Origin of the sequence: Lautropia dentalis, assembly GCF_003892345.1 — a bacterium.
GTDB lineage: Bacteria > Pseudomonadota > Gammaproteobacteria > Burkholderiales > Burkholderiaceae_E > Lautropia > Lautropia dentalis.
The window spans coordinates 1339564-1361034 of record NZ_RRUE01000002.1 but is presented as its reverse complement, the minus strand read 5'-3'; the positions used below and the strand labels follow the sequence as shown (position 1 = coordinate 1361034).

At 63.9% G+C, this 21471-nt stretch carries 20 protein-coding genes; 8 read left to right on the top strand and 12 right to left on the bottom strand.

Annotation, left to right across the window (positions count from 1 at the left end; genetic code table 11):
• Nucleotides 1-106 precede the first annotated feature (106 nt).
• From rfbD to rfbB, 4 genes are read right to left on the bottom strand one after another with little or no spacing between them, the layout of a single operon-like run.
• The gene (gene rfbD / locus EHV23_RS13520) at nt 107-1033 is read right to left on the bottom strand and encodes a dTDP-4-dehydrorhamnose reductase (RefSeq protein WP_125096528.1); all 927 of its coding nucleotides are present in this window, start codon (nt 1031-1033) and stop codon (nt 107-109) included.
• Nucleotides 1030-1590 carry a dTDP-4-dehydrorhamnose 3,5-epimerase gene (rfbC, locus tag EHV23_RS13515; protein ID WP_125096527.1) on the bottom strand — a complete coding sequence of 187 codons (561 nt, stop codon included), beginning with the start codon at nt 1588-1590 and terminating at the stop codon, nt 1030-1032. Before rfbC ends, rfbD begins: the two co-directional genes overlap by 4 nt.
• 14 nt (nt 1591-1604) lie before the next feature.
• Nucleotides 1605-2480, bottom strand: coding sequence for a glucose-1-phosphate thymidylyltransferase RfbA (gene rfbA / locus EHV23_RS13510; protein WP_125096526.1), 876 nt, complete (start codon nt 2478-2480; stop codon nt 1605-1607).
• 11 nt (nt 2481-2491) lie between these two features.
• Nucleotides 2492-3556, bottom strand: a complete 1065-nt coding sequence (gene rfbB, locus EHV23_RS13505; RefSeq protein ID WP_125096525.1) for a dTDP-glucose 4,6-dehydratase — start codon at nt 3554-3556, stop codon at nt 2492-2494.
• Between the two features lie 119 nt (nt 3557-3675).
• On the opposite strand from rfbB, the gene EHV23_RS15350 reads away from it, so the two are divergent.
• The 3 genes from EHV23_RS15350 to EHV23_RS13490 all read left to right on the top strand — a co-directional run bounded on the left by EHV23_RS15350 (nt 3676) and on the right by EHV23_RS13490 (nt 9443).
• On the top strand, nt 3676-5220 hold the full coding sequence (locus tag EHV23_RS15350) for an MraY family glycosyltransferase (protein WP_158615983.1): 1545 nt from the start codon (nt 3676-3678) through the stop codon (nt 5218-5220).
• An 85-nt stretch (nt 5221-5305) separates the two neighbouring features.
• Complete coding sequence (locus EHV23_RS15645) at nt 5306-8593, top strand: polysaccharide biosynthesis protein (RefSeq protein WP_203229011.1); 3288 nt, start codon at nt 5306-5308, stop codon at nt 8591-8593.
• 31 nt (nt 8594-8624) lie between these two features.
• Complete coding sequence (locus EHV23_RS13490; protein ID WP_125096524.1) at nt 8625-9443, top strand: symmetrical bis(5'-nucleosyl)-tetraphosphatase; 819 nt, start codon at nt 8625-8627, stop codon at nt 9441-9443.
• Between the two features lie 113 nt (nt 9444-9556).
• Here the strand turns inward: EHV23_RS13490 and EHV23_RS13485 are convergent, their stop codons facing one another.
• Together EHV23_RS13485 and EHV23_RS13480 are read right to left on the bottom strand one after the other, a co-directional pair.
• On the bottom strand, nt 9557-10291 hold the full coding sequence (locus EHV23_RS13485) for a hypothetical protein (RefSeq protein ID WP_125096523.1): 735 nt from the start codon (nt 10289-10291) through the stop codon (nt 9557-9559).
• Nucleotides 10292-10502: 211 nt separating this feature from the next.
• The gene (locus EHV23_RS13480) at nt 10503-11156 is read right to left on the bottom strand and encodes a hypothetical protein (RefSeq protein ID WP_125096522.1); all 654 of its coding nucleotides are present in this window, start codon (nt 11154-11156) and stop codon (nt 10503-10505) included.
• 417 nt (nt 11157-11573) lie between these two features.
• Here EHV23_RS13480 and EHV23_RS13475 point away from each other — a divergent pair, with 417 nt between their 5' ends.
• Together EHV23_RS13475 and EHV23_RS13470 are read left to right on the top strand one after the other, a co-directional pair.
• Complete coding sequence (locus EHV23_RS13475; RefSeq protein ID WP_125096521.1) at nt 11574-12539, top strand: Acg family FMN-binding oxidoreductase; 966 nt, start codon at nt 11574-11576, stop codon at nt 12537-12539.
• 72 nt (nt 12540-12611) lie between these two features.
• The gene (locus EHV23_RS13470; protein WP_125096520.1) at nt 12612-13301 is read left to right on the top strand and encodes a hypothetical protein; all 690 of its coding nucleotides are present in this window, start codon (nt 12612-12614) and stop codon (nt 13299-13301) included.
• A 52-nt stretch (nt 13302-13353) separates the two neighbouring features.
• Here the strand turns inward: EHV23_RS13470 and EHV23_RS13465 are convergent, their stop codons facing one another.
• The 3 genes from EHV23_RS13465 to EHV23_RS13455 form a co-directional block, all read right to left on the bottom strand.
• Complete coding sequence (locus EHV23_RS13465; protein ID WP_125096519.1) at nt 13354-13920, bottom strand: hypothetical protein; 567 nt, start codon at nt 13918-13920, stop codon at nt 13354-13356.
• A gap of 137 nt (nt 13921-14057) precedes the next feature.
• On the bottom strand, nt 14058-14471 hold the full coding sequence (locus EHV23_RS13460; protein WP_203229010.1) for a hypothetical protein: 414 nt from the start codon (nt 14469-14471) through the stop codon (nt 14058-14060).
• Nucleotides 14472-14506: 35 nt separating this feature from the next.
• Entirely contained in the window at nt 14507-15775 is a 1269-nt protein-coding gene (locus EHV23_RS13455) for a ParB/RepB/Spo0J family partition protein (RefSeq protein WP_125096517.1), read from the bottom strand.
• A 207-nt stretch (nt 15776-15982) separates the two neighbouring features.
• Here EHV23_RS13455 and EHV23_RS13450 point away from each other — a divergent pair, with 207 nt between their 5' ends.
• Nucleotides 15983-17203 carry a hypothetical protein gene (locus tag EHV23_RS13450; RefSeq protein WP_125096516.1) on the top strand — a complete coding sequence of 407 codons (1221 nt, stop codon included), beginning with the start codon at nt 15983-15985 and terminating at the stop codon, nt 17201-17203.
• A gap of 42 nt (nt 17204-17245) precedes the next feature.
• Complete coding sequence (locus tag EHV23_RS13445; protein ID WP_148098596.1) at nt 17246-18889, top strand: hypothetical protein; 1644 nt, start codon at nt 17246-17248, stop codon at nt 18887-18889.
• 12 nt (nt 18890-18901) lie between these two features.
• Here EHV23_RS13445 and EHV23_RS13440 read toward each other — a convergent pair whose 3' ends face one another.
• Nucleotides 18902-19486 carry a hypothetical protein gene (locus tag EHV23_RS13440; RefSeq protein WP_125096514.1) on the bottom strand — a complete coding sequence of 195 codons (585 nt, stop codon included), beginning with the start codon at nt 19484-19486 and terminating at the stop codon, nt 18902-18904.
• A 217-nt stretch (nt 19487-19703) separates the two neighbouring features.
• Here EHV23_RS13440 and EHV23_RS13435 point away from each other — a divergent pair, with 217 nt between their 5' ends.
• Entirely contained in the window at nt 19704-20516 is an 813-nt protein-coding gene (locus EHV23_RS13435; RefSeq protein WP_125096513.1) for an OmpA family protein, read from the top strand.
• 89 nt (nt 20517-20605) lie between these two features.
• On the opposite strand, the gene EHV23_RS13430 is transcribed toward EHV23_RS13435, so the two are convergent.
• Together EHV23_RS13430 and EHV23_RS16520 are read right to left on the bottom strand one after the other, a co-directional pair.
• On the bottom strand, nt 20606-21016 hold the full coding sequence (locus EHV23_RS13430) for a HepT-like ribonuclease domain-containing protein (RefSeq protein ID WP_125096512.1): 411 nt from the start codon (nt 21014-21016) through the stop codon (nt 20606-20608).
• A complete protein-coding gene (locus tag EHV23_RS16520) occupies nt 21013-21468 on the bottom strand; it encodes a nucleotidyltransferase family protein (protein WP_338034515.1) in 456 nt (151 codons plus the stop codon). Before EHV23_RS16520 ends, EHV23_RS13430 begins: the two co-directional genes overlap by 4 nt.
• Between the last annotated feature and the right edge of the window lie 3 nt (nt 21469-21471).

The following is a 21471-nucleotide window of genomic DNA, read 5'->3' as shown; positions in this document are numbered from 1 at the left end:
CCGGGCATGAGCGTCAAAGTGCCGCAGGACTTTTGCAGAGCTTCCCAAAAACGGGGCGCCCGAAAATCAGGCGCCCCGCTTGTCGCATCAGCCTGCTTCCGGGTGCTCAGGCATCGCGCAGTACCGTTTGCAACAGCACATCCCAGGCAGGCATGTTCAGCCCCCACACCTGTTCGATGCGCGAGAGGTCGAGCCGCGAGTTGCTGGGCCGTTTGCTCGGCATCGGAAACTCCGAAGCCGGCACCGGCTCGATGGTGGGCAGGCGATGCACCTGCCATTCGGGCCGCGGCCGGGCCGCCGTGTTGCTGCCGGCGGCCAGCGTGGCCTCGTGCAGCAGCTTCAGACCCGCCTGGGTGTAGCCATACCAGGAGGTCTCGCCCGACGGTGCCAGGTTCAGGATACCCGACCAGCCGGCCAGCTTCGGATCGCAGCTGCGGCGGCGGATGACCTCGGCCGTCACGTCGGCAATGAACGAGGCCGGCGTGGGCACGCCGATCTGGTCGGCCACCACCTTCAGATGGTCGCGCTCGGCCGCCAGCTTCACCATCGTCTTCAGGAAGTTGCCGCCATGCAGCGAATACACCCAGCAGGTGCGGAAGATGATGTGCGCACAGCCACTCTGCTGAATGGCCTGCTCACCGGCCAGCTTGGTTTCGCCGTAGACGTTGAGCGGCGCGGGCGTGTCGTCTTCCTTCCAGGGGCGGGTACCCTCACCGTTGAACACGTAGTCGGTGGAGTAATGCACCAGCAGTGCGCCATTGGACTTGCACCACTGGGCCAGCGTGGCCGGCACGTCGGCGTTGAGCACCTTCGCCAGCTCGCGCTGTTCGGTTTCGGCCTTGTCCACGGCCGTGTGGGCCGCGGGGTTGATCACAACATGGGGACGCACGCGATCCAGCAGCGCGCGGGTGGCCTCGGCATCGGTCAGATCCAGCTCATCGACGGAGACCGGCACCACCTCGCCCAGCGGTTGCAGGGCGCGGATCAGCTCCCAGCCGACCTGCCCGGTAGTGCCTGTGACTACAAACTTCATTCGTATACCTCGGCCTCAGCCAATGGTTTGCCTACCTTGTCCTTGTCGGACACCAGAACGACACTGGCGCCGCCCACCTGCTCCAGCGGCCAGTCGATGCCCAGCACCGGATCGGACCACAGCAGCGAGCGTTCGTGCGCCGGTGCGTAGAAATCACTGGCCTTGTAGGCCACCGTCGTACCGTCTTCCAGCGACAGGAAACCATGGGCAAAGCCGGGCGGAATCCAGGCCATGCGCTTGTTCTCGGCCGACAGGATGAAGCCGGCCGACTTGCCGAAGGTGGGCGAGCCACGACGGATATCCACCGCCACATCGAAGATGGCGCCTTCCAGCACACGGACCAGCTTGCCCTGCGCCTGCTGGATCTGGTAATGCAGGCCACGCAGCACGCCCTTTGTCGAACGGGACTGGTTGTCCTGCACGAACTCGACATGGGAGCCGGCCATTTCGTCGAAGACCTTCTGGTTGTAGCTCTCGTAGAAGTAGCCACGGCTGTCGCCGAACACCTTCGGCTCGATCAGGAAGACATCAGGCAGGGCGGTATCGATTCGCTTCATCTGGTAACCCGTTCTCAGAAAATCCGTTCGGTCAGGATGGTTTGCAGGTACTGGCCATAGCCGCTCTTCTTCAGCGGCTCTGCCAGTCTGGCCAGTTCTTCGGCCGAAATGTAGCCCTTGCGGAAGGCCACTTCCTCGGGACAGCAGATCTTGAGGCCCTGGCGCTTCTCGATGGTGCGCACGAACATCGACGCCTCGATCAGCGACTCCTGCGTGCCCGTATCCAGCCAGGCATAGCCACGGCCCATCGTCTTGACCTTGAGCTGGCCAGCCTTCAGGTAGTGCTGGTTCACGTCGGTGATCTCCAGCTCGCCCCGGGCCGAGGGCTTCAGGTTGCGGGCGATGTCCACCACCTGGTTGTCGTAAAAGTACAGGCCGGTGACCGCATAGCGGCTCTTGGGTTTGGCCGGTTTCTCTTCGAGGCTGACCGCGCGGCCGGCCTCGTCGAACTCGACCACGCCATAGCGCTCGGGGTCGTGCACGCGGTAGGCAAACACCACGGCACCGCTCTCGTTGCGGCCGGCCTGGGCGAGATCCTCACCCAGCGCGTGGCCGTAGAAGATGTTGTCGCCCAGCACCAGCGCGCAGCTGTCGCTGCCGATGAACGACTCGCCGATGATGAACGCCTGCGCCAGCCCGTCCGGCGAGGGCTGCACGGCATACGACAGCGAGATGCCCCACTGGCTGCCATCGCCCAGCAGCTGCTGGAAGCGCGGCGTGTCCTGCGGCGTGGAGATGATCAGAATGTCGCGGATGCCCGAGAGCATCAGGCACGACAGCGGGTAGTAGATCATCGGCTTGTCGTAGATGGGCAGCAGCTGCTTGGACACAGCCTGCGTCACCGGATACAGCCGGGTGCCGGAACCTCCGGCCAGAATGATGCCTTTCATGATGGTTCTCCTCAGCCTTTGCGATCCTGGTAGTTGTGCTCGATCCAGTCACGGTAGGCGCCCGACTGCACGTTGGCCACCCAGTCCTGGTTGTCGAGGTACCAGCGCACCGTCTTGCGGATGCCGGTCTCGAAGGTTTCGGCCGGCGCCCAGCCCAGCTCGCGGCCGATCTTGGCGGCGTCGATGGCGTAGCGGCGGTCGTGACCGGGACGGTCCTTCACGAAGGTGATCAGCCGCTCGTAGGAGCCGGCCGCATCGGGTTTCATTTCGTCGAGCAGCCTGCAGATCTGGCGGACGATGTCGATGTTGGTCTTTTCGTTGTGGCCACCGACGTTGTAGGTCTCACCCGGCTTGCCGGCCTCGAGCACACGGCGGATGGCACTGCAGTGATCCTTCACGAACAGCCAGTCACGCACATTCTTGCCATCGCCGTAGATGGGCAGGTTCTTCCCGGCCAGCGCGTTGGTGATGACCAGCGGGATGAGCTTCTCGGGGAAGTGATACGGCCCGTAGTTGTTCGAGCAGTTGGTGGTCAGCACCGGCATGCCGTACGTGTGGAAGTAGGCACGCACCAGATGGTCCGAACCGGCCTTGCTGGCCGAATACGGGCTGTTGGGCTGGTAGGGCGTGGTTTCGGTGAAGGCCGGATCGGAGGCGTCCAGCGAGCCATACACCTCGTCGGTGGACACGTGCAGGAAGCGGAAGGCGTCCTTCTCGCCCGCGGGCAGGGCGTTCCAGTACTGGCGCGCGGCTTCCAGCAGCGTGAAGGTGCCCACCATGTTGGTCTGCACGAAGGCGGCCGGGCCGTGGATGGAGCGGTCGACGTGGCTTTCGGCCGCAAAGTGCACCATGGCGCGCGGTTTGTACTTGGCCAGCAGCGCATCGATGGCCTCGCGGTCACAGATGTCGACCTGTTCGAAGTGATGGTTGGGATTGCCGTCCAGCGAGGCGAGGTTCTGCCGGTTGCCGGCATAGGTGAGCTTGTCGACGTTGACTACCGGCTCGTCACTGCCAGCCAGCCAGTCCAGCACGAAGTTCGAGCCGATGAAACCGGCACCGCCTGTCACGAGAATCATGTATTCAGTATCCTTGCAATATGAACGGGGGCGCCATCCGACGGGCGCATAATCTGGGGAGTATAAGCGGTCTGCCCGCTTGCCCCCGTGTATTCACCCCCATCCGCAGGAAGTATTAGGTGACCTCCATCACGCTTTTGCTGATTCTCGCAGCGACCCTGGCGCTCTCCTGGGCCGGGACCGGCCTGATCATCCGCCATGCCGTGCGCTGGGGCCTGGAGGACGTGCCCAACGCCCGCTCCTCCCATACCCGCATCACGCCACGGGGGGGCGGCGCGGCCATCGTGGCGGCCAGCCTGGCCGGCGCGCTGCTGCTGGCGCTGGCCGCCTTTGCCCTTCCCCGGCTGCTGGACGCGCCGGATCCCTACCAGGCCTCGCTCACACAGGCGCCGGCCGCTTCAGCGGCCAGCGGCCCGGTGACAGGCGCTCCCACGACCGGCACCGCACCGGCAGGCACGGCCTCGTCCGGCGCCATGTCAGCCGGTACCGGCACGGCCGCCGCCCCCTCCTGGTGGGCCCTGATGCTGCACCAGGACATAGGCTGGCTGCGGGGCATTTCCGGGCTGGGCGGCCTGGCGGTCATCCTGTTCACCCCGGCCTTCGTCCTCGGCCTGCTGGGCCTGCAGGACGACCGCCGCGGCCTCTCCATCAAACTGCGGCTGGGCTTCCAGCTTTTTTCGGTGGCCTGGCTGCTAGGCAGCGCCTTTGTCCTCATCGGCGGCATGGGTAATCTGTGGTTCCTCGTGGAGCAGCTCTGGCAGGTGCTGGGGCGGCTGGGTATGCCCGGCATGTCCCTGCCGCTCGGCCAGGCCTTCGCCAGTGGCCACAGTTTCCTTCCCCTGCTGCTGACAGGACTGGTCTTCACGGCGCTGCTGCTGGCCGGCGTCTGGTGGATCAACCTCTACAACTTCATGGACGGCATCGACGGCATCGCCGCCAGCCAGGCCCTCTTCATGCTGCTGGGTGCCGTCCTGCTGCGCAGTCTGAGCTTCGTGTCGGCGCTCGGCACCGTCCCCGACACCGCGCCGCTGCACTGCTCCCCCAACGGCCCCGCCGGCCAGCTCTTCGCAACCGACGGCCTGCTGGCCTGCCTGCATCTCGAGAACCTGATGACCGACCCATTCTCCACCGCCAGCCTGATCGTGGCGGCGGCCGTGGCCGGCTTTCTGATGTGGAACTGGGCGCCCGCCCGCATCTTCATGGGCGACGCCGGCAGCCTGTTTCTCGGCAACATCATCCTCATCCTGGCCGTCATCGAGGCCATGATCTGGCTGGGTGAGACGCAGCAGCAGCTCACCCGCCCCGTCAACCCCGACGGCGTGGCCCACGTTATCCATGGCGTCCCGCCCGCCAGCTGGTTCATTCTGGGCGCCCTGTTCATCACCGATGCCACCGTGACCCTCATGCGACGCATCCTGTCGGGCCAGCGCCCGGGCGATCCGCACCGCAGCCACCTTTACCAGCGGCTTGCCCGGCGTTTCGGCAGTCACGCCCGGGTCACGCTTGTATACTGCCTCATCAATGTTTTCTGGCTTCTGCCGCTGGCCGCCCTGGCGCGCCTGCTGCCCGGTGCCGGCATGAGCATGGTCCTGCTGGCCTATGTGCCACTCGTCCTGCTGGCCTGGCTGCTGGGTGCAGGCCGGCCGGAACCGGCGGGAACCTGATTCCCGTCCCGACCGGCCCTGCCATGCGTACCGCCCCACCCGGCGGCCCTGTTCCGCGCCAGCCGCGCCAAGCCCGTTTCCCGACATGAGACTGTTCAACGTCAATCCCCGGACCTTCATTGCCATCGGCCACGACATCGTCGTGGCGGCACTGGTCTGGGCATTCACCTTCTCGCTGCGCTGGAATTTCGAGCTGGACCACGCCACGCAGATCATCCTGTTCCAGACCCTGCCGGTCGCGCTGGCCGTACAGGTGGGGTGTTTCGTCTACTTCGGGCTCTACCAGGGCATCTGGCGCTACGCCTCCATCCACGACATGCGGCTCATCGCCCTGTCGGTGGGGGTGTCGGGCATCATCATCCCCATCCTGCTGCTGCTGCTGCGCAACGGCCTGGGCGTGCCCCGCTCCATCTACTTCCTCGACCCGCTGCTGCTCATCCTCTTCATGTGCACCGGGCGCCTGCTCTACCGCTGGTGGAAGGAAAAGGCCATGGGCACCAAGGGCGTCGAACCCCAGCCCGTCATCCTGCTGGGCGCGGGCAACACCGCCCTCTCGCTCATCGACGACCTCAACCGCAACCCGTACTGGTACGTCATCGGCGTGCTGGACGACAACCCCAACAAGGTCGGCCGACAGCTGGGCGGCGTGCGCATCCTGGGCAACTGGGAGCAGCTCGAACAGATCGCCCGCGACAGCAACTGCAAGCACGCCGTGCTGGCCGTGGGCGCCACCAACCACGCCACCCGCCGCCGTGTGTTCGAGATGTGCGAACGCGCCCACATCAAGCTGCTCGTCATCCCCGACGTGCAGGAGCTGATGAGCGGGCAGGTCAAGGTCTCGCAGATCCGCTATGTGGACGTGGACGACCTGCTGGGCCGCGACCCCGTCAGCCTCGACACCGGTGGCCTGCGCCACATGATCGAGGGCAAGTCCGTGCTGGTCACCGGCGGCGGCGGCTCCATCGGCTCCGAACTCTGCCGCCAGATCGCCCGCTTCAAGCCGGGCGAGCTGATCATCTTCGAGCTGAGCGAATTCGCCCTCTACCGCATCACCGAAGACCTGAAACGCACCTTCCCGCAGCAGAAGGTCGTCCCCGTCGTCGGCGACATCAAGGACCGCGCCCGCCTCGAAGAAATCTTCGAGCACCACCGGCCGGCCATCGTCTACCACGCCGCCGCCTACAAGCACGTTCCCATCCTGGAAGAAAACAACGCCTGGCAGGCCGTGCGCAACAACGCCCTCGGCACCCGCATGCTGGCCGACGTGGCGGCCCGCTTCGACATCGAACGCTTCGTCTACATCTCCAGCGACAAGGCGGTGAACCCCACCAACGTCATGGGCGCCACCAAGCGGCTGGCCGAGATGATCCTGCAGTACCAGCACAGCATGGCCACCCTGCCCATGGTGCTCGTGCGCTTCGGCAACGTGCTGGGCTCCAGCGGCAGCGTCATCCCCAAGTTCCGCGAACAGATCGCCAACGGCGGCCCCGTCACCGTCACCCACCCCGACATCACCCGCTATTTCATGTCCATCCCCGAGGCCACCCAGCTCGTGCTGCAGGCCGGCCTGATGGGACGCGGTGGCGAGACCTTCGTGCTCGACATGGGCCAGCCCATCCGCATCGTGGACCTGGCCCGCACCATGGTGCGCCTGTCCGGCTACACCGAGGCCGAGATCCCCATCGCCTTCACCGGCCTGCGCCCGGGCGAGAAACTCTTCGAGGAGCTGCTGGCCGACAACGAAAAGACACTCCCCACCCCGCACCCCAAACTGCGCGTCTCCCGCCCCATCGACCCGCCCGGCACCAGCTGGGACATCTCGGTGCGCCGCTGGCTGGAATCGAACGGTTCGGTGGGTGACGCCGAAGTGCGCCAGATGCTGGGCCTGTGGGTGCCCGAGTACCGCCCGGCGCCGCTGCACAACCCGACCCCGGATGACAGCAGCGAGCCCGCAGGCGACACAGCCCCCGCCGCCACCGATGCACCGGGCGCGAGCATCCCGCCCGCCCGCACGCCGGTACCTGCAGGAATCACTGCTGCGTCCCTCACGGCCGGCAAGAGCGACAGACAGCCGGTCATCATCCCCGGTGCAGCCTTGCCAGCAGCCATGCCAGCCAGTGCTGCCGCTGCGGCAGACGCGGCGGCAGAGACGGGTGCAGCCATTGCGACAGCTGCGGGCCTGCCGGTCACGCCCAAAACGGCCCCCGTGACGGCCAGACAGGCCGCAGGCGCCCCCGGCGTCCAGCCGGCACCGGCACAACCGTTCCAGCCGTCCCGGCCAGCCCCCCGGGTACAGCCCGCCCTGGCATCGACGACCGCGGGCTTCCGGCCGGCCGCTCCGTTCGGCCCGCTGCCAGGAACCTCCGGGACACCGGCAGACATCCCGGCCATTGCCCAGGCAACCGGGGCCATCCACCTCCCGGCCAGCGCCCCTGAGACCATGACTGTCAGCACCCCGGCCGATTTCCTGGCGGAAATGCCGGAGCGAGACCTCTCGAACGCCCCCACCAGCCACATGGCCGGCGGCGCGCCTGCCAAAAGCATGACCAGCGCTGCAAGCACCGCCGCCCAGGCCGGCAGCATGGCCGGCAACGCGAGCATTGCACCACCCGGCAACACGACCAGCCCTGCATCCACCGGCAACACGGCCAGCAGTACGACCGGCATCACCCAGGCCGGCAGCATGGCCAGCAACGCGACCGACACATCCCCGGCCAGTCCCACTGCCGGGTCACAGCCCGCCAAACCGCCTGCCCGCCCGGCCCTGTCGCCGGCAGCCGCCAGCTTCACGATGGCTGCGGCCCTCCTGGCCGAAAGCCGTCAGGACGACGAGGTACAGTCGCAGGAAGAACTGGCCGCCCTGCTGCCCGACAACGACGACCTGCTGGCCCGCCTGAAACGCCTGGCCCAGGTGGCCACCCACGGCACGGAGCACGACGAAGAAAGCGCCACACGGACGCCTGCCGGCACACGGGCCGCAGCCCCCACGGCAGACTCCACGACGGAAACAGCTGCCCCCCGCGAAATCACCGCCGGAGAACCCGGCAAGACGGCATCCAGCAACGACACCACCGCCACGGCAGAGATCTCCTCGGCCCTGACGGATGCCACTGCAGCCGCTTCTGACGCCAGCACGGGTGCAGGTCCCTGCGCCGAAATCCCCTGCGCCGACGACCCTGCAGAAGAAGCCGCTCCCTGCACCGAAGACGGGTCAGACGACCACGAAGACTGTAGCGGCACCAGCGACGACTGCACAGGCAGCGAAGACGGAGCCAGCGACGAAGGCTGCAACGACAGCACCACCACCGCTGCCCGCCCGGCGCCACGCGGCAAGGCCTCCCGGGGCCGCCGCGGGCGCAAACGCAGGCACTGATCTCCCCCTCCCCCAACCAACAGGAACCCCCGTGACACTGGCCTTCGGAGACCTGCAGGGCTGCCGCCAGCCCCTAGAACAGCTGCTCAGGAAAATCGGCCCTGCCCCCACCGAAACCCTCTGGTTCTGCGGCGACCTCGTCAACCGCGGCCCCGACTCCCTCGGCACCCTGCGCGAGATCCGCAAACTGGGCCTGCGCGCCCGTACCGTGCTGGGCAACCACGACCTGCACCTGCTGGCCCAGTTTGCCGGCATCCGCAGCCCCCGCGCCGGCGACACCCTCGAGCCCATCCTCAAGGCCCCCGACGGCGCCGAACTCATCGACTGGCTGCGCACCCGGCCCCTGGCCCTGCGCCAGGGCGACTTCCTGATGGTGCACGCCGGCCTGCTGCCCGAATGGGAATACGACCAGGCCCGCGACCTCGCCCATGAAGTGGAAAAGGTGCTGGCCGGCCCCCACTGGCAGGACTTCCTGACCGTCATGTACGGCAACACACCCGACCGCTGGAGCGACGACCTGCGCGGTGACGACCGCCTGCGCTGCATCGTCAACGGCCTGACCCGCGTGCGTTACCTGCACACCGACGGCCGCATGGAGTTCAAATGCACCGAGTCACCGGAAAACGCCCCCGACGGGCTGATCCCGTGGTTCCTGGCCCCCAACCGCCGCTCCGCCGGCCGGCCGGTCATCTTCGGCCACTGGTCCTCGCTGGGCCTGAAGCTGCAGCCCGACCTCATCGCGCTGGACACCGGCTGCGTCTGGGGCGGCAGCCTCACCGCCATCCGCCTCGAAACCCGTCAGCTCTTCCAGCAACCCTGCCCGGGAAGGCGGAACGGGAAAAAGGAATGACCGGGCCAGCAAGCCCCGCTCAATCGTCTGCGACCCAACGCCTCACATGACACCATCGCACCGCCAGCCATCACGCAGCCGGTGGCGCCCCCCAGTGGCCGCGCTGCCTGCCGTCATTCATTGCCCACCACCAGCTGCCCCACCTCACGCCCGCTGGCCCTGAGCTGTTCGTAATCCTGCGCGCCCTTTGGCCAGTAGCCAAAGGTCAGCTGTGAATGACCCTCCTGCTGTGGCGCGGCCTTCAGCAGCACCCAGCCCTGCGCGTAGCCTCCGGCATCCACCCAGAACCGCGCGCCGAACAACCCCTCGCCGGGCGTCACCTGCACCGGGGAATTCTCGCGCGGCGCATCGCCCCACAGACGCGCCAGCAGCCGGGCCACCTTGCCGAATGCCTGTTTCGATACCGCATCCGGCTGCGGCGAAGGTAACTGGGACAGCCACACCTGATGAAAACCGCCGTTCAGGAACAGATACTGCGCCAGAAAATCCTCACCCGCCACCACCACCTTCTTTTCCAGCAGCGCAATGGCCCCCGACTCGAAACGCCGCATCCGGGACCGCGCCACCTGCGTCAGCTCCGGCATGGCGCCACGCACCGCCGCCATGGGCATCCCCGCCGTCAACCCCGTCCACAGCTCGTCGGCCAGCGCCTGCGCCTCATCCAGCGCCTGGCCGTGCCCCCGCCTGCCCTTCACCCCCAGATCGGCCGACTGACCGGCACACGGCAGCGCCTGATAGGTCATCCGGCCACCCTCACGGCACTGATGAATGGCGGCCTCCGCCTGCCCGGAAAAACCCGCAGCCAGCACGACCACCAACCCCGACAGCACAGCCCCGATATGCTTCATGATGCAGGCGCAGCAGCACCCTGCGCAGACCGTGCATCACCACACGCCCCCGCGCAGGGCAGACCGCCCCGAAAAGTTTGGACAGGCCGTTATAGAAAATGACGCACCGGGGTGTACAGCACCAGCCGGCAGGCGGTGGCCGGTGGCTGGTAGCTGGCGGTCGTGGCTGGCCAGGTGGCAAACGCGCGCCCCTGCCGCGTGCCGTGCCCCACTACTGAAGCACCAGCTCCTCCCGCTCAACCGGCATCCAGCCATCAAACCCCTGATCGACCAGATCCGCCAGCAGCACCGTATCGTCACGCGCCGCGATCATGCTCAGGCCACGTTCTTCGGAAACCATGAACATGCCGCGCAGTTCGGGCTCCTCATCCATCTGACCGGTCTCCTCGTCCATGGCAGCAAACACCAGCTCCAGGGGGAAGCCCTCCTCGTCCGCCCCGTCATCCTTCGGCAACCGCAGCAGGTGGCCATGCAACGCGTCATACGCACTGTCCCGCCCCAGGGGACTCTGTGCCAGCTCATGCCCGTCGTGGGTAATGAACCACCGGCCAGAGCGCTGCTCGCCCACTTCGTCTTCGACCACACGGCGCCACTCCGGCACCAGGCGACGCACATCCAGGGAATAGAAATCTTCCTCACAGACCAGAGCAATGAAATGCCGATCGGTCAGATAGAAAGCCGCCGTACCCCGCCGCAGCATGCCCAGACCGGATTTGGCCCGCATCTCCATGTCCTCGATCGCCCATTTGAGCATCTGCGCAGAATGGGATTCCCAGGTAATACCCAGATCATCCAGAACCTCGATGGCCCCTTCCAGACGCCCGAGGTTGTATGCTTTCGTGTCGGCTCCAAGTTTTCTTGGCATGATCCTGTCCCTCTTCTTCTCGCTGATCAAAGCGGGCAGGCTATCATATTCATGCCGTCATCACGAAACCGAACAACATGTCGATGATTGGCATGTTTTGGAACAAATCACAGAACAAACGTTCCCCTGTAAAGCCATCGCTTCGTAGTAAATTTCCCTGCTGAATCATCATGGCGTGCCATGGTGAGTCCCTGACACGCGCCAGGGAGCCTCTGCAAAAGTCTGCGAGCGCTTTGGACCCAGGATCGGGATGAGCCGGAAGGCGCCCTGTCGGCAATAGCAGAGCTATTGCCGACAGATGACAACGCACTGGATCGCCCGAGCATGGAAGCCAAAGTGCCGCAGGACTTTTGCAGAGGCTCCCCAAGGGCAGATGGCAGAATGAACCCGACGGAACCACGAGGAGGTAGATGTTCCATGAGCCTGAACGATTTCCGTCAGATGATCGCCCATGCGGTCCGGGCTCCCTCGGGGCACAACACCCAGCCGTGGTTATTTACCGTTGGCAGCGATCACATCACCATCAGCCCCGATCCCGGCCGGCGTCTGCCCGTGGTCGATCCGGATGATCGCGAGCTTTTCATCAGCCTGGGCTGCGCCGCCGAAAACCTGCGCATTGCCGCCAGCCACCAGGGCTACACCTGCAGCACCCGGGTCAGCGACGCGGGCGAGATCGTCATTTCCCTGACCCGGCAGGACGGCGTGACGCCAGATCCCCTGTTCGAACAGATCCCGCATCGCCAGACCAACCGCGCCACCTACGATGGCCGGTCCATTCCCCAGACGCTGCTCGACAGCATCATCGCAGCCACACAGACCAGCCGCGTACACATCCGGACATGGACGCACGGCACCCCCGAGCATGCCCGCCTGACCGAGCGCGTCCTGGCCGGCAACACCGCCCAGATGAAGGACGCCCCCTTCAAGCAGGAGCTGCTTTCGTGGATCCGCTACAACCGCAGTCACAGCGAACGAACCCGGGACGGGCTGAGTTACGCCGTGATGGGCGCCCCCAGCCTGCCGGAGTGGATCACCCGCCCCATCATCCGGTTTTCGCTGCACGGCGAGATTCTGAACACGGCCGAGCGCAAAAGAATTGCCTCCTCCTCCCACCTGATGCTGCTGAGCACCGGCGGCGACACGCGCCCCGACTGGATCGAAACCGGCAGCGTCCTGCAGCGCACCCTGCTGCTGCTCACGCAGCACGGCATTGCCCATGCCTATCTGAACCAGCCGTGCGAAGTGCCCTTCCTGCGGGAGCGGATTGGCGTCGGATTTTCTGCACATAACCGGTATCCGCAAATATTGATGCGGCTGGGGTATGCAAAACCCCGGCCGTGTTCCGAGCGCAGGGCGGTGGATGAGGTGATCAGGGAGGCGTGAGTGCCCCACCCGTCCATGGATCAAAACAGGCGGCCCGCCCCGTCTGCATCTATTTGCCACCGCGTGCCCATCATGACCCGTATTTCCCTCTCCCTCGCCATGACCTCCGTGCTCGTCGCATCATGCGCCAGCACCGACAGGGACACCCAGAACGCGCACGCCACCCAAAACCTCAGCCGTGCACTGGAATGCAGGCAAAACGCCTCTCCCGACGACATTCAGTCATGGGTCCACACCTTGCAGGGACATACCGTCACACACGGCCTGACGCCCGACGACCAGCGCGCCACATACACACTGCCGTCCCCCATATGGGTATTCGACCAGCCCGTCAGCACGATTGCGGTGGAAACGAATTCGGACGACTACGGACCATTCGTCGAATACAGCGCACACTTCGAAGGCCAGAACATGGAAACGGTCGGCCGGGTCGCGCAGCTCTCTCCCGGTCTGGACAATGTCTATCACCGGCAGATCGGCACGCGTGACCTGTCCATCCGTCCCGAATCCGGGCGTTCATACATCGTGTGCGCCAACGGTGTGCGCTCGGTTCCCAAATCCATCCGGTACTGGGCAAAAAGGGCCGACAGATGGCTCAAGCCCAACGGCTACCGGCTCGATCCGGAGCAGCAGAACAACCCGTTTCGCGGCCCCCTGCGCACCGAGCATTACGAAATCAAGGCCAAACCCAAAATGCCCGAAGCATTCAGCTTCGAACCACCGGAAGACAACACCGGAAACGGCAGTACCAAAGGCAGATAAGGGACATCAGGCTCAGGAAGGTGCCACCAAAGGCAGACAGGGCGCGTCAGGCTCAGGGCGTGAGCCGGTTGACATCGCCCAGGTTCTCGCCAGGCGTTTCACCGACGCGATCATTTTTCCCGGCACGCATGATCTTGCCGGCGTCCGGGCGCACATCCCTCCGCAGGTCATCCAGATACTGCATCATCAATCGCTCGGCAGACCGGACGGCCTGCTCATCACGGCGAACCCCATCCAGCGCATCCTTCAGCCGCTTCTCCGTGATATCGCCCGGATTGCCGCCCTGCTCCAGCGCGCGGATCATCTTCGGCAGCATCACCGGATCGGCCACCACATCGTGTTGCCCGGTCTTTCGCAGATAGCCCACCGCGGCATCCAGAACCCCCTGCAGGCCGTTGCGGCTTACGTGTTCCCAGAACGTACCCAGTAACCGTGGTCCGAGAACCGGATGCAGCGCCCGCGGCGTTGCCCCATCCTGCATGCCACGCTCCGAGAAGGTCATGGCATTGAGCCGGACCAGCACCGTACGCCGCGCGCCTGCCACATCATCGATTTCAACCATGGACCGGGGAGGAAAACTCATGCCTTCCGTGTACGGCCTGTTTCCGGGCTTGTTCATGAACCTCTGCTTCCTGGGGCTGTTGTAAAAATGCCAAATCGATTGCACCCAGCCCATATGCCATTATTATCGTTCAGTTCACCAGCGCCCGGTACACTGGTCAACCCCTTTTTTTCGTTGACTAACCCCCTGTTCACTCAGGGCGTCTCACATGGCGGTTCATGGGCGCCGCCATGCATGCCCGCAGGCCCCCCATTGTCACGCGCCATCAGGCTGGCGGCTGCCATTCTGCGAATCACGCCCATGTCGTGGCCGTGCTGCAGCACACCATTTTCCACAACCCACGACAGGAACGGCGCAGACAGCATGGCCGCAGGCGGCGTCTGTCCGGGCATGGGATGAATCGTTACATCATCCCCCGTCCCATGGATCTGGTACTCGAGGCCAAATCCCCGAAGGCCACAGAGAACGGCCATTTCATCGCCCAGATAGACGAAACTCGTCACCAGCTCCGAGGCCATCCGTCCGGCATCATCCGTCACGCCAGCCATGGATGCGGGATGCCCCGCCTGTCTCATCAGCTCGATCTTGCCGCGTACGAGACGCTGCATGGCAGCCAGCCACCTGTCGAAATCGCCCATGACGTTCAGTGCAGCGCCATGGCCTGCCCGGACCTCTGGTGCGCAGCCAGCGGCACCACACCAAAAATATCATTCTCTTCGGCACCGTCACCCGTGTGATGGCCTGCCGGTTCTTCCCTGTCCCGGACTCCGGCATGATGGTTTCCCGGCCCTGCCCGTTCCGTGACCCCGGCATGATGATTTTCCGGCGCTTCCCGCTCCCCGGTTCCGGTATGCTGGCTGGCCGCTTTCTCCTGCTCCCTGGCCTCGAGCCGCCTGATGCGGCGTTCTTCCTTGATCTGCTGCTGCTCTTCAAAGGCCCTGACGACACCCCATCCCCGAACGAGCTGCATCAGCGCGGCACCACTGATTTCGATGCGCGTGTTTTTCAGCTCGTCATCGGACATGTCCTCGGACTTCAGCTGTGCCTCCCAGTCACTAACCTTTCCGATCACCTCGTCGTCGAGCTGCTCATAGGCGGTTCTGAGCGAGTCCAGCAGCGCATTTGCCGTTTTGGGAGAAAGCCGGGGGCCGTTGACCACGGAGCCGGTCACACGCCGGCGTCCCTGCTGCCTCGCCTTCTGGGCCAGCCTGCGGATGACCTGCGCGGCCCGGATGCCGGATTCACGAACGATCCCGATGGCAACGGATGCCTCGATGACACCATCGCGAATGGCCTGATGAACCTCCGGTTCTGCATCGGCCAGCAGGATACGGCTGTCCACCCAGGTCACCGTCACCCCCATGGCCGAGGCAATTTCCTGCCGGCTCATGCCCCGGTTGACCAGTTTTCTGCACGCCCTGGCCTTTTCGATCTCGTCCAGCGCCAGCCCCTTGGCCGATGTCATCATGTACATCAGCTGCTCGGTACTGTTGCCACGGAAAGCCATGCAGCTGAGCCGCAGCTTGAGCCCCCGTTCCCTGACCACACGGTCTGCAGCGATCTTGCGGTGCGCCCCGTCGATGATCACATACTGACCGTTTTCGTTTGCAACCGGCTGCACCAGCAGCGGCGGCACATAGTCCCCTCTTTCATAGGCCGCCATAAGCCCCTCGATATGGGCAATGGCACGCTGTGATTCGTAGCTGTCACGGACATTGTCCTGATTGAGCGCCAGCATGTCCGGCGCAAGCCTGTACACCTCCTCCCCCCGTTTGACATTGCCATCCCCGTCCCGGGACGCTTCCCTGAGCGTCAGGCGGTGCTCCGTCGTGGCATCCCGGGGCATCTCCCCGGGCTCCAGGCCGTTCGTCAGACCGTTATCCGCCGTGATCGTGTCGCGTTGCCGTGCCATGGCGATCTCCTTCTCCCTGTGACTGAACCCATGGCCAGATGGTAGCTTTCGTAAACACCACGGTCAATGTCTTTCCGTAAATCAACATATGGCGCAGATAGTCGTATATGTTGGCGATGTACATCGCCAACATCACATCAACCTCGTCGACACCCTATCATCCAGAATACCGGCCAACTCCCCGACGCTTCCAGCGCAGCACACAGCATGACGAAGACCACCAGCACGACGACACTCAAGGGGCTTCTGACCCAGGCCACCCACAGAAAACAGACCGACGCCACAAAGGGCACCAGGCAGACCACCACCACGTCCCGCCCCCCCCTTCGTCCCGACAGAGCCCCCGGCAGAACGCCAGCCACCGACCACCCGCTCGGCCAGGTGCTTGCGGCCCGGGGATGGAGCATCAGCGACGCCGCCAGACGTTGGGGCTACACACCCACCTACCTGTACCGCATAAACCGCCAGACCGAACAGGCTGCCCTGTGGCTCGATGCCGCCCACGGCATACCGCATCACGACGACGAGACGTCTGCGCCCCATCAGCCAGCCGAAAGAATTGCCGCCATCATCTCGGACATCAAAAGACAGAACGACAGGGCTCCGGTGCATTTTCATGTTTTTTCCACGGGCCATCCGGTATCGCTGGCGGCGTCACGGATCATCACCATCGATACATCCGGCACCCCGGGGCTGTCCCTCGACATGCGGGGACACCAGCCAGCGCAGATGATCTGGCTGGAGCATTTTCTGGTGGCCCTGACCACGGCCTGCCAGAACGGCACTGCGGAGACACAGGACATTCTTGCCATTCTGGCCGACTGCCTGCCTGACACGGGTGATGCCGCCACAACCCCGAATCAGGCACTGACGGATCTGACGAATGCCGTCAACGAATCGGTACTGCTGCACGAAGTGCTCGATCACTACAACCGCCTGGGAGAGATCAGCACCCTGATCAACCGGAAAGCCTCATTCCTGGACAGAAAATCCGGTGTTCCGGCACGATACGCAGACAGGATGGATGCCATCGATACCGCCTTCGGCACCATGACCGCCGCCCTGCTGAACTACGCCCAGGCACTGGCCGCCATGCCGCTGAAAGAAATGCCCATGCCATCCCGCGACACCGACGCGCTTCGCGAATTCGCCACCATGCTGCAGCACCTGCAAAAGACCAATCTGTTTCGGGAAGCGTCCATCGATGAAGCGCCGGATACATCTGTCACGCAATATGACATCAGCGCCCTTTCCGGGCATGAGCAGTATATATTTACCCTGTTTCGCGCAGCCGACGTGATTGCACAATCTGCCGCCCTGAAAAAACCCCATCACGTCGCCATCATCATCGATGAAACCCCCATCCATCCCTGCACGCAGACAGACGCCGTTTGCAGACAGATCAGGCAGTATTATTCGGAAACTTGAAAGATCATGGGCATCCTTTCAGCAAGGCACACAACCGCTTTCGTGACCCTGGCCTGCGTATCGGCCATGCTGACCGGATGCGGATCGGACAATGACGACAAAAGTGCCACCGCCGAAGGCTCCCGGCAGGCATCGACCAGCAATCAGTCTTCCACCGCCCCCCAGCCGGGCACCGACTCCGCGCCGGCCACATCACCCTCGCAAAGTCAGGATGCCGGCCCGGGTGAATCGCCCCCCGCACCGGTCGTGACAAACGGTTCGGTTGCCGGGCAGACACTGGATGGAGACCCTGCCCCCTACGTCATGCCCAACCTGGCCGAGACGGACGAACCCAGTGTGCCAGCTGCCGACGACACCGCCTCCAGCACCGAAGACACGCAGGAAGTCACGGTCAACACACCCGCCGGGCAGTCTTCTGCCGCCACGGCCCGGAGCGGCCCGGCAGCCGCAGCACGAACCGGCGCCGGCACCACCACCCCGAAACACATTCTGCAAAAGTACATCAGTTCCAACCCCTCGGGCTTCAGGTGGAATTCCGTGATGGCCAGCCACCTCTACGGCCCCGGGCTCTTTACCCAGACCACACTCGCCAACACCATCATCGGCGTGTACAAGGGCGTGGAGAACGTCGTGGTCAACCGGTTCCGTGCCCTGGAAGGCGGCCAGCTATCCAGGGTTCGCCTGTACTGGCAGGGAGGCGAGGGCTATTCTGCCGGTACGGGCGGAAGAATCCGCCTCACGGTGCTGCCGGACGACAACACCGCGCGCCACCTGCCCGACTTCAGCCAGCAGCCACTGGCCGAGGCCAGCTTCGTGCCGGACATGCATGCAGGCAACTCGATCTTCCCCGAAATCGCCCTCACCAGCCATGGAACGCTTCAAAAAGGCAAAATCTACCATCTGGTGATGCAGAACACCGACGCCAACCCGGCGGCCAACTACGTCAGCAGCAACAACGCCGCCACGCACATGCAGATCACCCGCCCCTCCCGCTGGATCAGCAGTACCGACTGGGGCACCCTGATGGGCAAGCGCACCCCCGGCTCCAGCACCTTCAGCCGCTGGATGAACCTCACGCACGACGGCTCCGGAAACCACTTTTTCTCGCCCATCCTGCAGCTCACCTTTGCAGATGGCAAGTCCATGGGTGTGTCCGACATGGAAAGCGGCAGCGTCGACCCGGGCCGGGTATATACGGTCACCTCCCAAAAACCGGTACGCGAGCGCTTTGTGCCAGGCGCGGAAAAACGCGTCAATGCCATCTCCGTGGCCACGGCCGCCTCGAAGGCCGGGCAGCTCAAATGGCGTTTGCTGCAGGGCAGCCGCGAGCTGGCCTGGGGCTACATCAAGGCGGCCAGCCCCAATTACAGAACCGTCGAAGCCAAGGGTCTGCAGCTTGCCGCCCTGAAATGGTATGACATCATCTTCCCACCAAGGCAGTACGTGGAACTGTCGGCAGGCAAACCCTATGATCTGGAGTTCCGTGCAGAAGGCAGCAGTGAATGGAAGTTTGCAGATCACCGCAATGGTGCTTCATCCGGATTTACCTGGCCCGCAGCATTCACCGAATCGCAGGCACAGCACCTCGATGGCGGGCGCTGGCTCGACACCAATCACTGGAACTACCACGCCTCCAGAAAAGGCTCCAACTGGCCCGTGGTGTTCCATCTGAATCCGGAAGACTGAACATTCTGCCTTTCAGGGCGCCTTCATGGGATCGTGCATGGGCAGGCCATAGAGCGGGGCACGCAGGCGGGCCACGTCCGTCCATTCCCCCCTGAAGCGCTCATCCGTCAAAACAGACCTGAACGACAGCAGCGGATAGTTCAGGTGCGGGTTGGCAGACTGGTAGAAGATGCAGAACCAGTCCGGAACCAGATGATCCCTGGCATCGATCTGCCTGATCTCGAAAGGCACGGCCAGAATGCCGCCCATGCGCCTGACGGTGTCGCTGCGCAGATTGTCCACCAGCCAGTGCGCCGCATAGCCCAGCATGCCCGCCTCTACCCCGACCAGACAGACGACACGCCCCTTCACGGATTCTGCCTGCTTATCATCCCCATCCGCGCATGGCATGCAGTGCACGCCAGGTGACAGGTCGACGACGGGCGCGCCCGGTGCGGCATTCTGCAGTTCCGTCCTGTCGAGCTGGTTCAGCAGCAATGAATAGGCCTCGAACGCCGCAGGGATATCCCGCTGCGTGGAAGGGTCGTTCCGGCCCATGGCGGCAATGACACCGCAACGGTCGGGCTCGTAAAGAGAGCCGATTTCGTAAAGCAGCATGTTCCGGATATTGCCTGAAATGCCTGTATCCATGTGCGCAACACGCTCCTCCTCTGGCCCAAACTTCATGGTAACAGCGCAGCACCGTGCACATCACGAAAGTAGCGCACCGCACCTTTTGCACCGAGGTAAATATCCTTTCAACTGAAACCCAAACCATCTTCCGTGGGCAGCACGTGCAATACTACGCTCTGCCACCCGCCAGGAGAGTAACACCATGCGCAGCAGAATCATCCCGGGCCTTGCCATTGCGGGGCTCCTGTCCACCACCAGTGCACTGGCCGGCTTCGAAGTCATCGAAAACGAAAACAGCGAACCTCAGTCCGGCCCCGTCAAGGTCGTCACCGAGGCCCAGGAAAACGCCCGCCTCAAGCAGGAACTGGACAGGCTCTCGGACGAGCTGGTACAGCTACGGGGAGACCTGAACAACCAGAAGCGCCGCACGGAAGAACTGGAGGAAAAACAGCAACAGCAGCAGGCCACGCCGCAGCCGCTGCCGCTGCCGCTGCCACAAGAACGACCACAGCCGCAGCCACAACCATATCCACTGGCACAGCCCCCGCTGCAGGCACCGCCCCACTCGCTGGCACAGCCACAGACGCAGCCCCAGACACCGCCCCAGACACAATCCGGTCCAGAACCTCAGCCCCGGCAGAACGACACAGCAACCGCCAGCCCGAAGGAAGATTCCACGGCCAGCGAAGCCCGGCACCCGGACAGAATGATTCTGCCGTTTGCCGCCAGCAGCGCCCGATTCCTGCCCCACCCCGCCATGGCTGACGAGCTGGTGTCTGCAGCGCGCTCAGCGCAGAAAATCAGCATCATCGGCTATACCGACAACAAGGGCAACAAGGCTTCCAGACAGTACATATCGAAGCGTCGCGCGCTGGCCGTCAAGCGCTTTCTGGTCAAACACGACATCGACAGGGACAAGATCAGCACGGAAGGCCGGGCCGACGGCTACGTGGCAACCAACGAAACCGCGCCGGGGCGCCTGGCCAACCGGCGGGTCGAAGTGGAATTCAAATAGGAGCAGCCGACAAAACCGTGCCTCCGTCAGGAGGCACCCTGCATTTGACGGGTGTTATCAACCGCTCGAGGGGAATCAGGGGCTGGCCTTCACCAGCCCATGTCGTATGTCGATTCATCACGACTGCTGATCGAGATGGAGAGAGAAGCACGCAGCTCGCCTATCGCATCATGCACGTCTTCGAGTTCGACGGTTGCCACCTCCCACACCATCTCCAGATCCACGGCGTGAAACCCATGGGCAATTCTGTTTCTGAACTCGTACATCGCGGCCCATGGTACATGTGCATTTTCTTCGGCAAATTCGCTGTCCACGCGCATGACGTTTTTTGACACCTCTCCCAGCACACAGAACTGCATGAGCACGCCGTCCTGAACGAGCTGGTCGCGCAGAAAATCCTCCCGGTACACATCCTCCGTGTACTTCTCTATGCGCCTGATGGACTCGAGCATCTGTTCCAGACAGTCGGCAATACGAAGTGATTTTTCTTCCCTGTTCATACCGGCTCCGCATCGTTCAGCACATCGTCCCTGCAGGATTCGGGCAATGCATTGGGCGTTACCACATCGACCCGCACATTCAGCACACACTTCAGCCTGGCCTGCATCTCCGCAATATCCAGCAGCGAAGCACTCAGGCCGGGCTCGACCAGGATATTCAGGTCACTCTGGACCGTATCCGTTCCCCTGAGCACGGAACCAAAGACACGTGGATTGACCACGTCGTAGCCGGCAATGACCTCCCGCACCTCCTCCCGATGCGCATTCAGCGCCTCGGACGGCCGCAACACCCCAAACTGCAGGCCTTCGTCCCTCCCATCGGGCTCCTTCATGTCATACAGCCTTCTGTAGACCCTCAGCAGCTCAGCCTGCTCCTGGTTCTCACGTTTGTATATATTATCGACCAGCCTGCGATTGCCGGCAGCCGCTGGCTGATCGTGTTCCGGTTTCATGAT

What these genes read in the sequence shown, in the direction of transcription:
- EHV23_RS13435 (WP_125096513.1), top strand. Translation starts at nt 19,704, where the DNA reads ATGCGCAGCAGAATCATCCCGGGCCTTGCCATTGCGGGGCTCCTGTCC.
- rfbB (WP_125096525.1), bottom strand. Translation starts at nt 3,556, where the DNA reads ATGATTCTCGTGACAGGCGGTGCCGGTTTCATCGGCTCGAACTTCGTG.
- rfbD (WP_125096528.1), bottom strand. Translation starts at nt 1,033, where the DNA reads ATGAAGTTTGTAGTCACAGGCACTACCGGGCAGGTCGGCTGGGAGCTG.
- EHV23_RS15645 (WP_203229011.1), top strand. Translation starts at nt 5,306, where the DNA reads ATGAGACTGTTCAACGTCAATCCCCGGACCTTCATTGCCATCGGCCAC.
- EHV23_RS13475 (WP_125096521.1), top strand. Translation starts at nt 11,574, where the DNA reads ATGAGCCTGAACGATTTCCGTCAGATGATCGCCCATGCGGTCCGGGCT.
- EHV23_RS13450 (WP_125096516.1), top strand. Translation starts at nt 15,983, where the DNA reads ATGACGAAGACCACCAGCACGACGACACTCAAGGGGCTTCTGACCCAG.
- EHV23_RS13455 (WP_125096517.1), bottom strand. Translation starts at nt 15,775, where the DNA reads ATGGCACGGCAACGCGACACGATCACGGCGGATAACGGTCTGACGAAC.
- EHV23_RS13430 (WP_125096512.1), bottom strand. Translation starts at nt 21,016, where the DNA reads ATGAACAGGGAAGAAAAATCACTTCGTATTGCCGACTGTCTGGAACAG.
- EHV23_RS13480 (WP_125096522.1), bottom strand. Translation starts at nt 11,156, where the DNA reads ATGCCAAGAAAACTTGGAGCCGACACGAAAGCATACAACCTCGGGCGT.
- EHV23_RS13485 (WP_125096523.1), bottom strand. Translation starts at nt 10,291, where the DNA reads ATGAAGCATATCGGGGCTGTGCTGTCGGGGTTGGTGGTCGTGCTGGCT.
- rfbC (WP_125096527.1), bottom strand. Translation starts at nt 1,590, where the DNA reads ATGAAGCGAATCGATACCGCCCTGCCTGATGTCTTCCTGATCGAGCCG.
- rfbA (WP_125096526.1), bottom strand. Translation starts at nt 2,480, where the DNA reads ATGAAAGGCATCATTCTGGCCGGAGGTTCCGGCACCCGGCTGTATCCG.
- EHV23_RS13440 (WP_125096514.1), bottom strand. Translation starts at nt 19,486, where the DNA reads ATGCTGCTTTACGAAATCGGCTCTCTTTACGAGCCCGACCGTTGCGGT.
- EHV23_RS16520 (WP_338034515.1), bottom strand. Translation starts at nt 21,468, where the DNA reads ATGAAACCGGAACACGATCAGCCAGCGGCTGCCGGCAATCGCAGGCTG.
- EHV23_RS13460 (WP_203229010.1), bottom strand. Translation starts at nt 14,471, where the DNA reads ATGCAGCGTCTCGTACGCGGCAAGATCGAGCTGATGAGACAGGCGGGG.
- EHV23_RS13470 (WP_125096520.1), top strand. Translation starts at nt 12,612, where the DNA reads ATGACCCGTATTTCCCTCTCCCTCGCCATGACCTCCGTGCTCGTCGCA.
- EHV23_RS13465 (WP_125096519.1), bottom strand. Translation starts at nt 13,920, where the DNA reads ATGAACAAGCCCGGAAACAGGCCGTACACGGAAGGCATGAGTTTTCCT.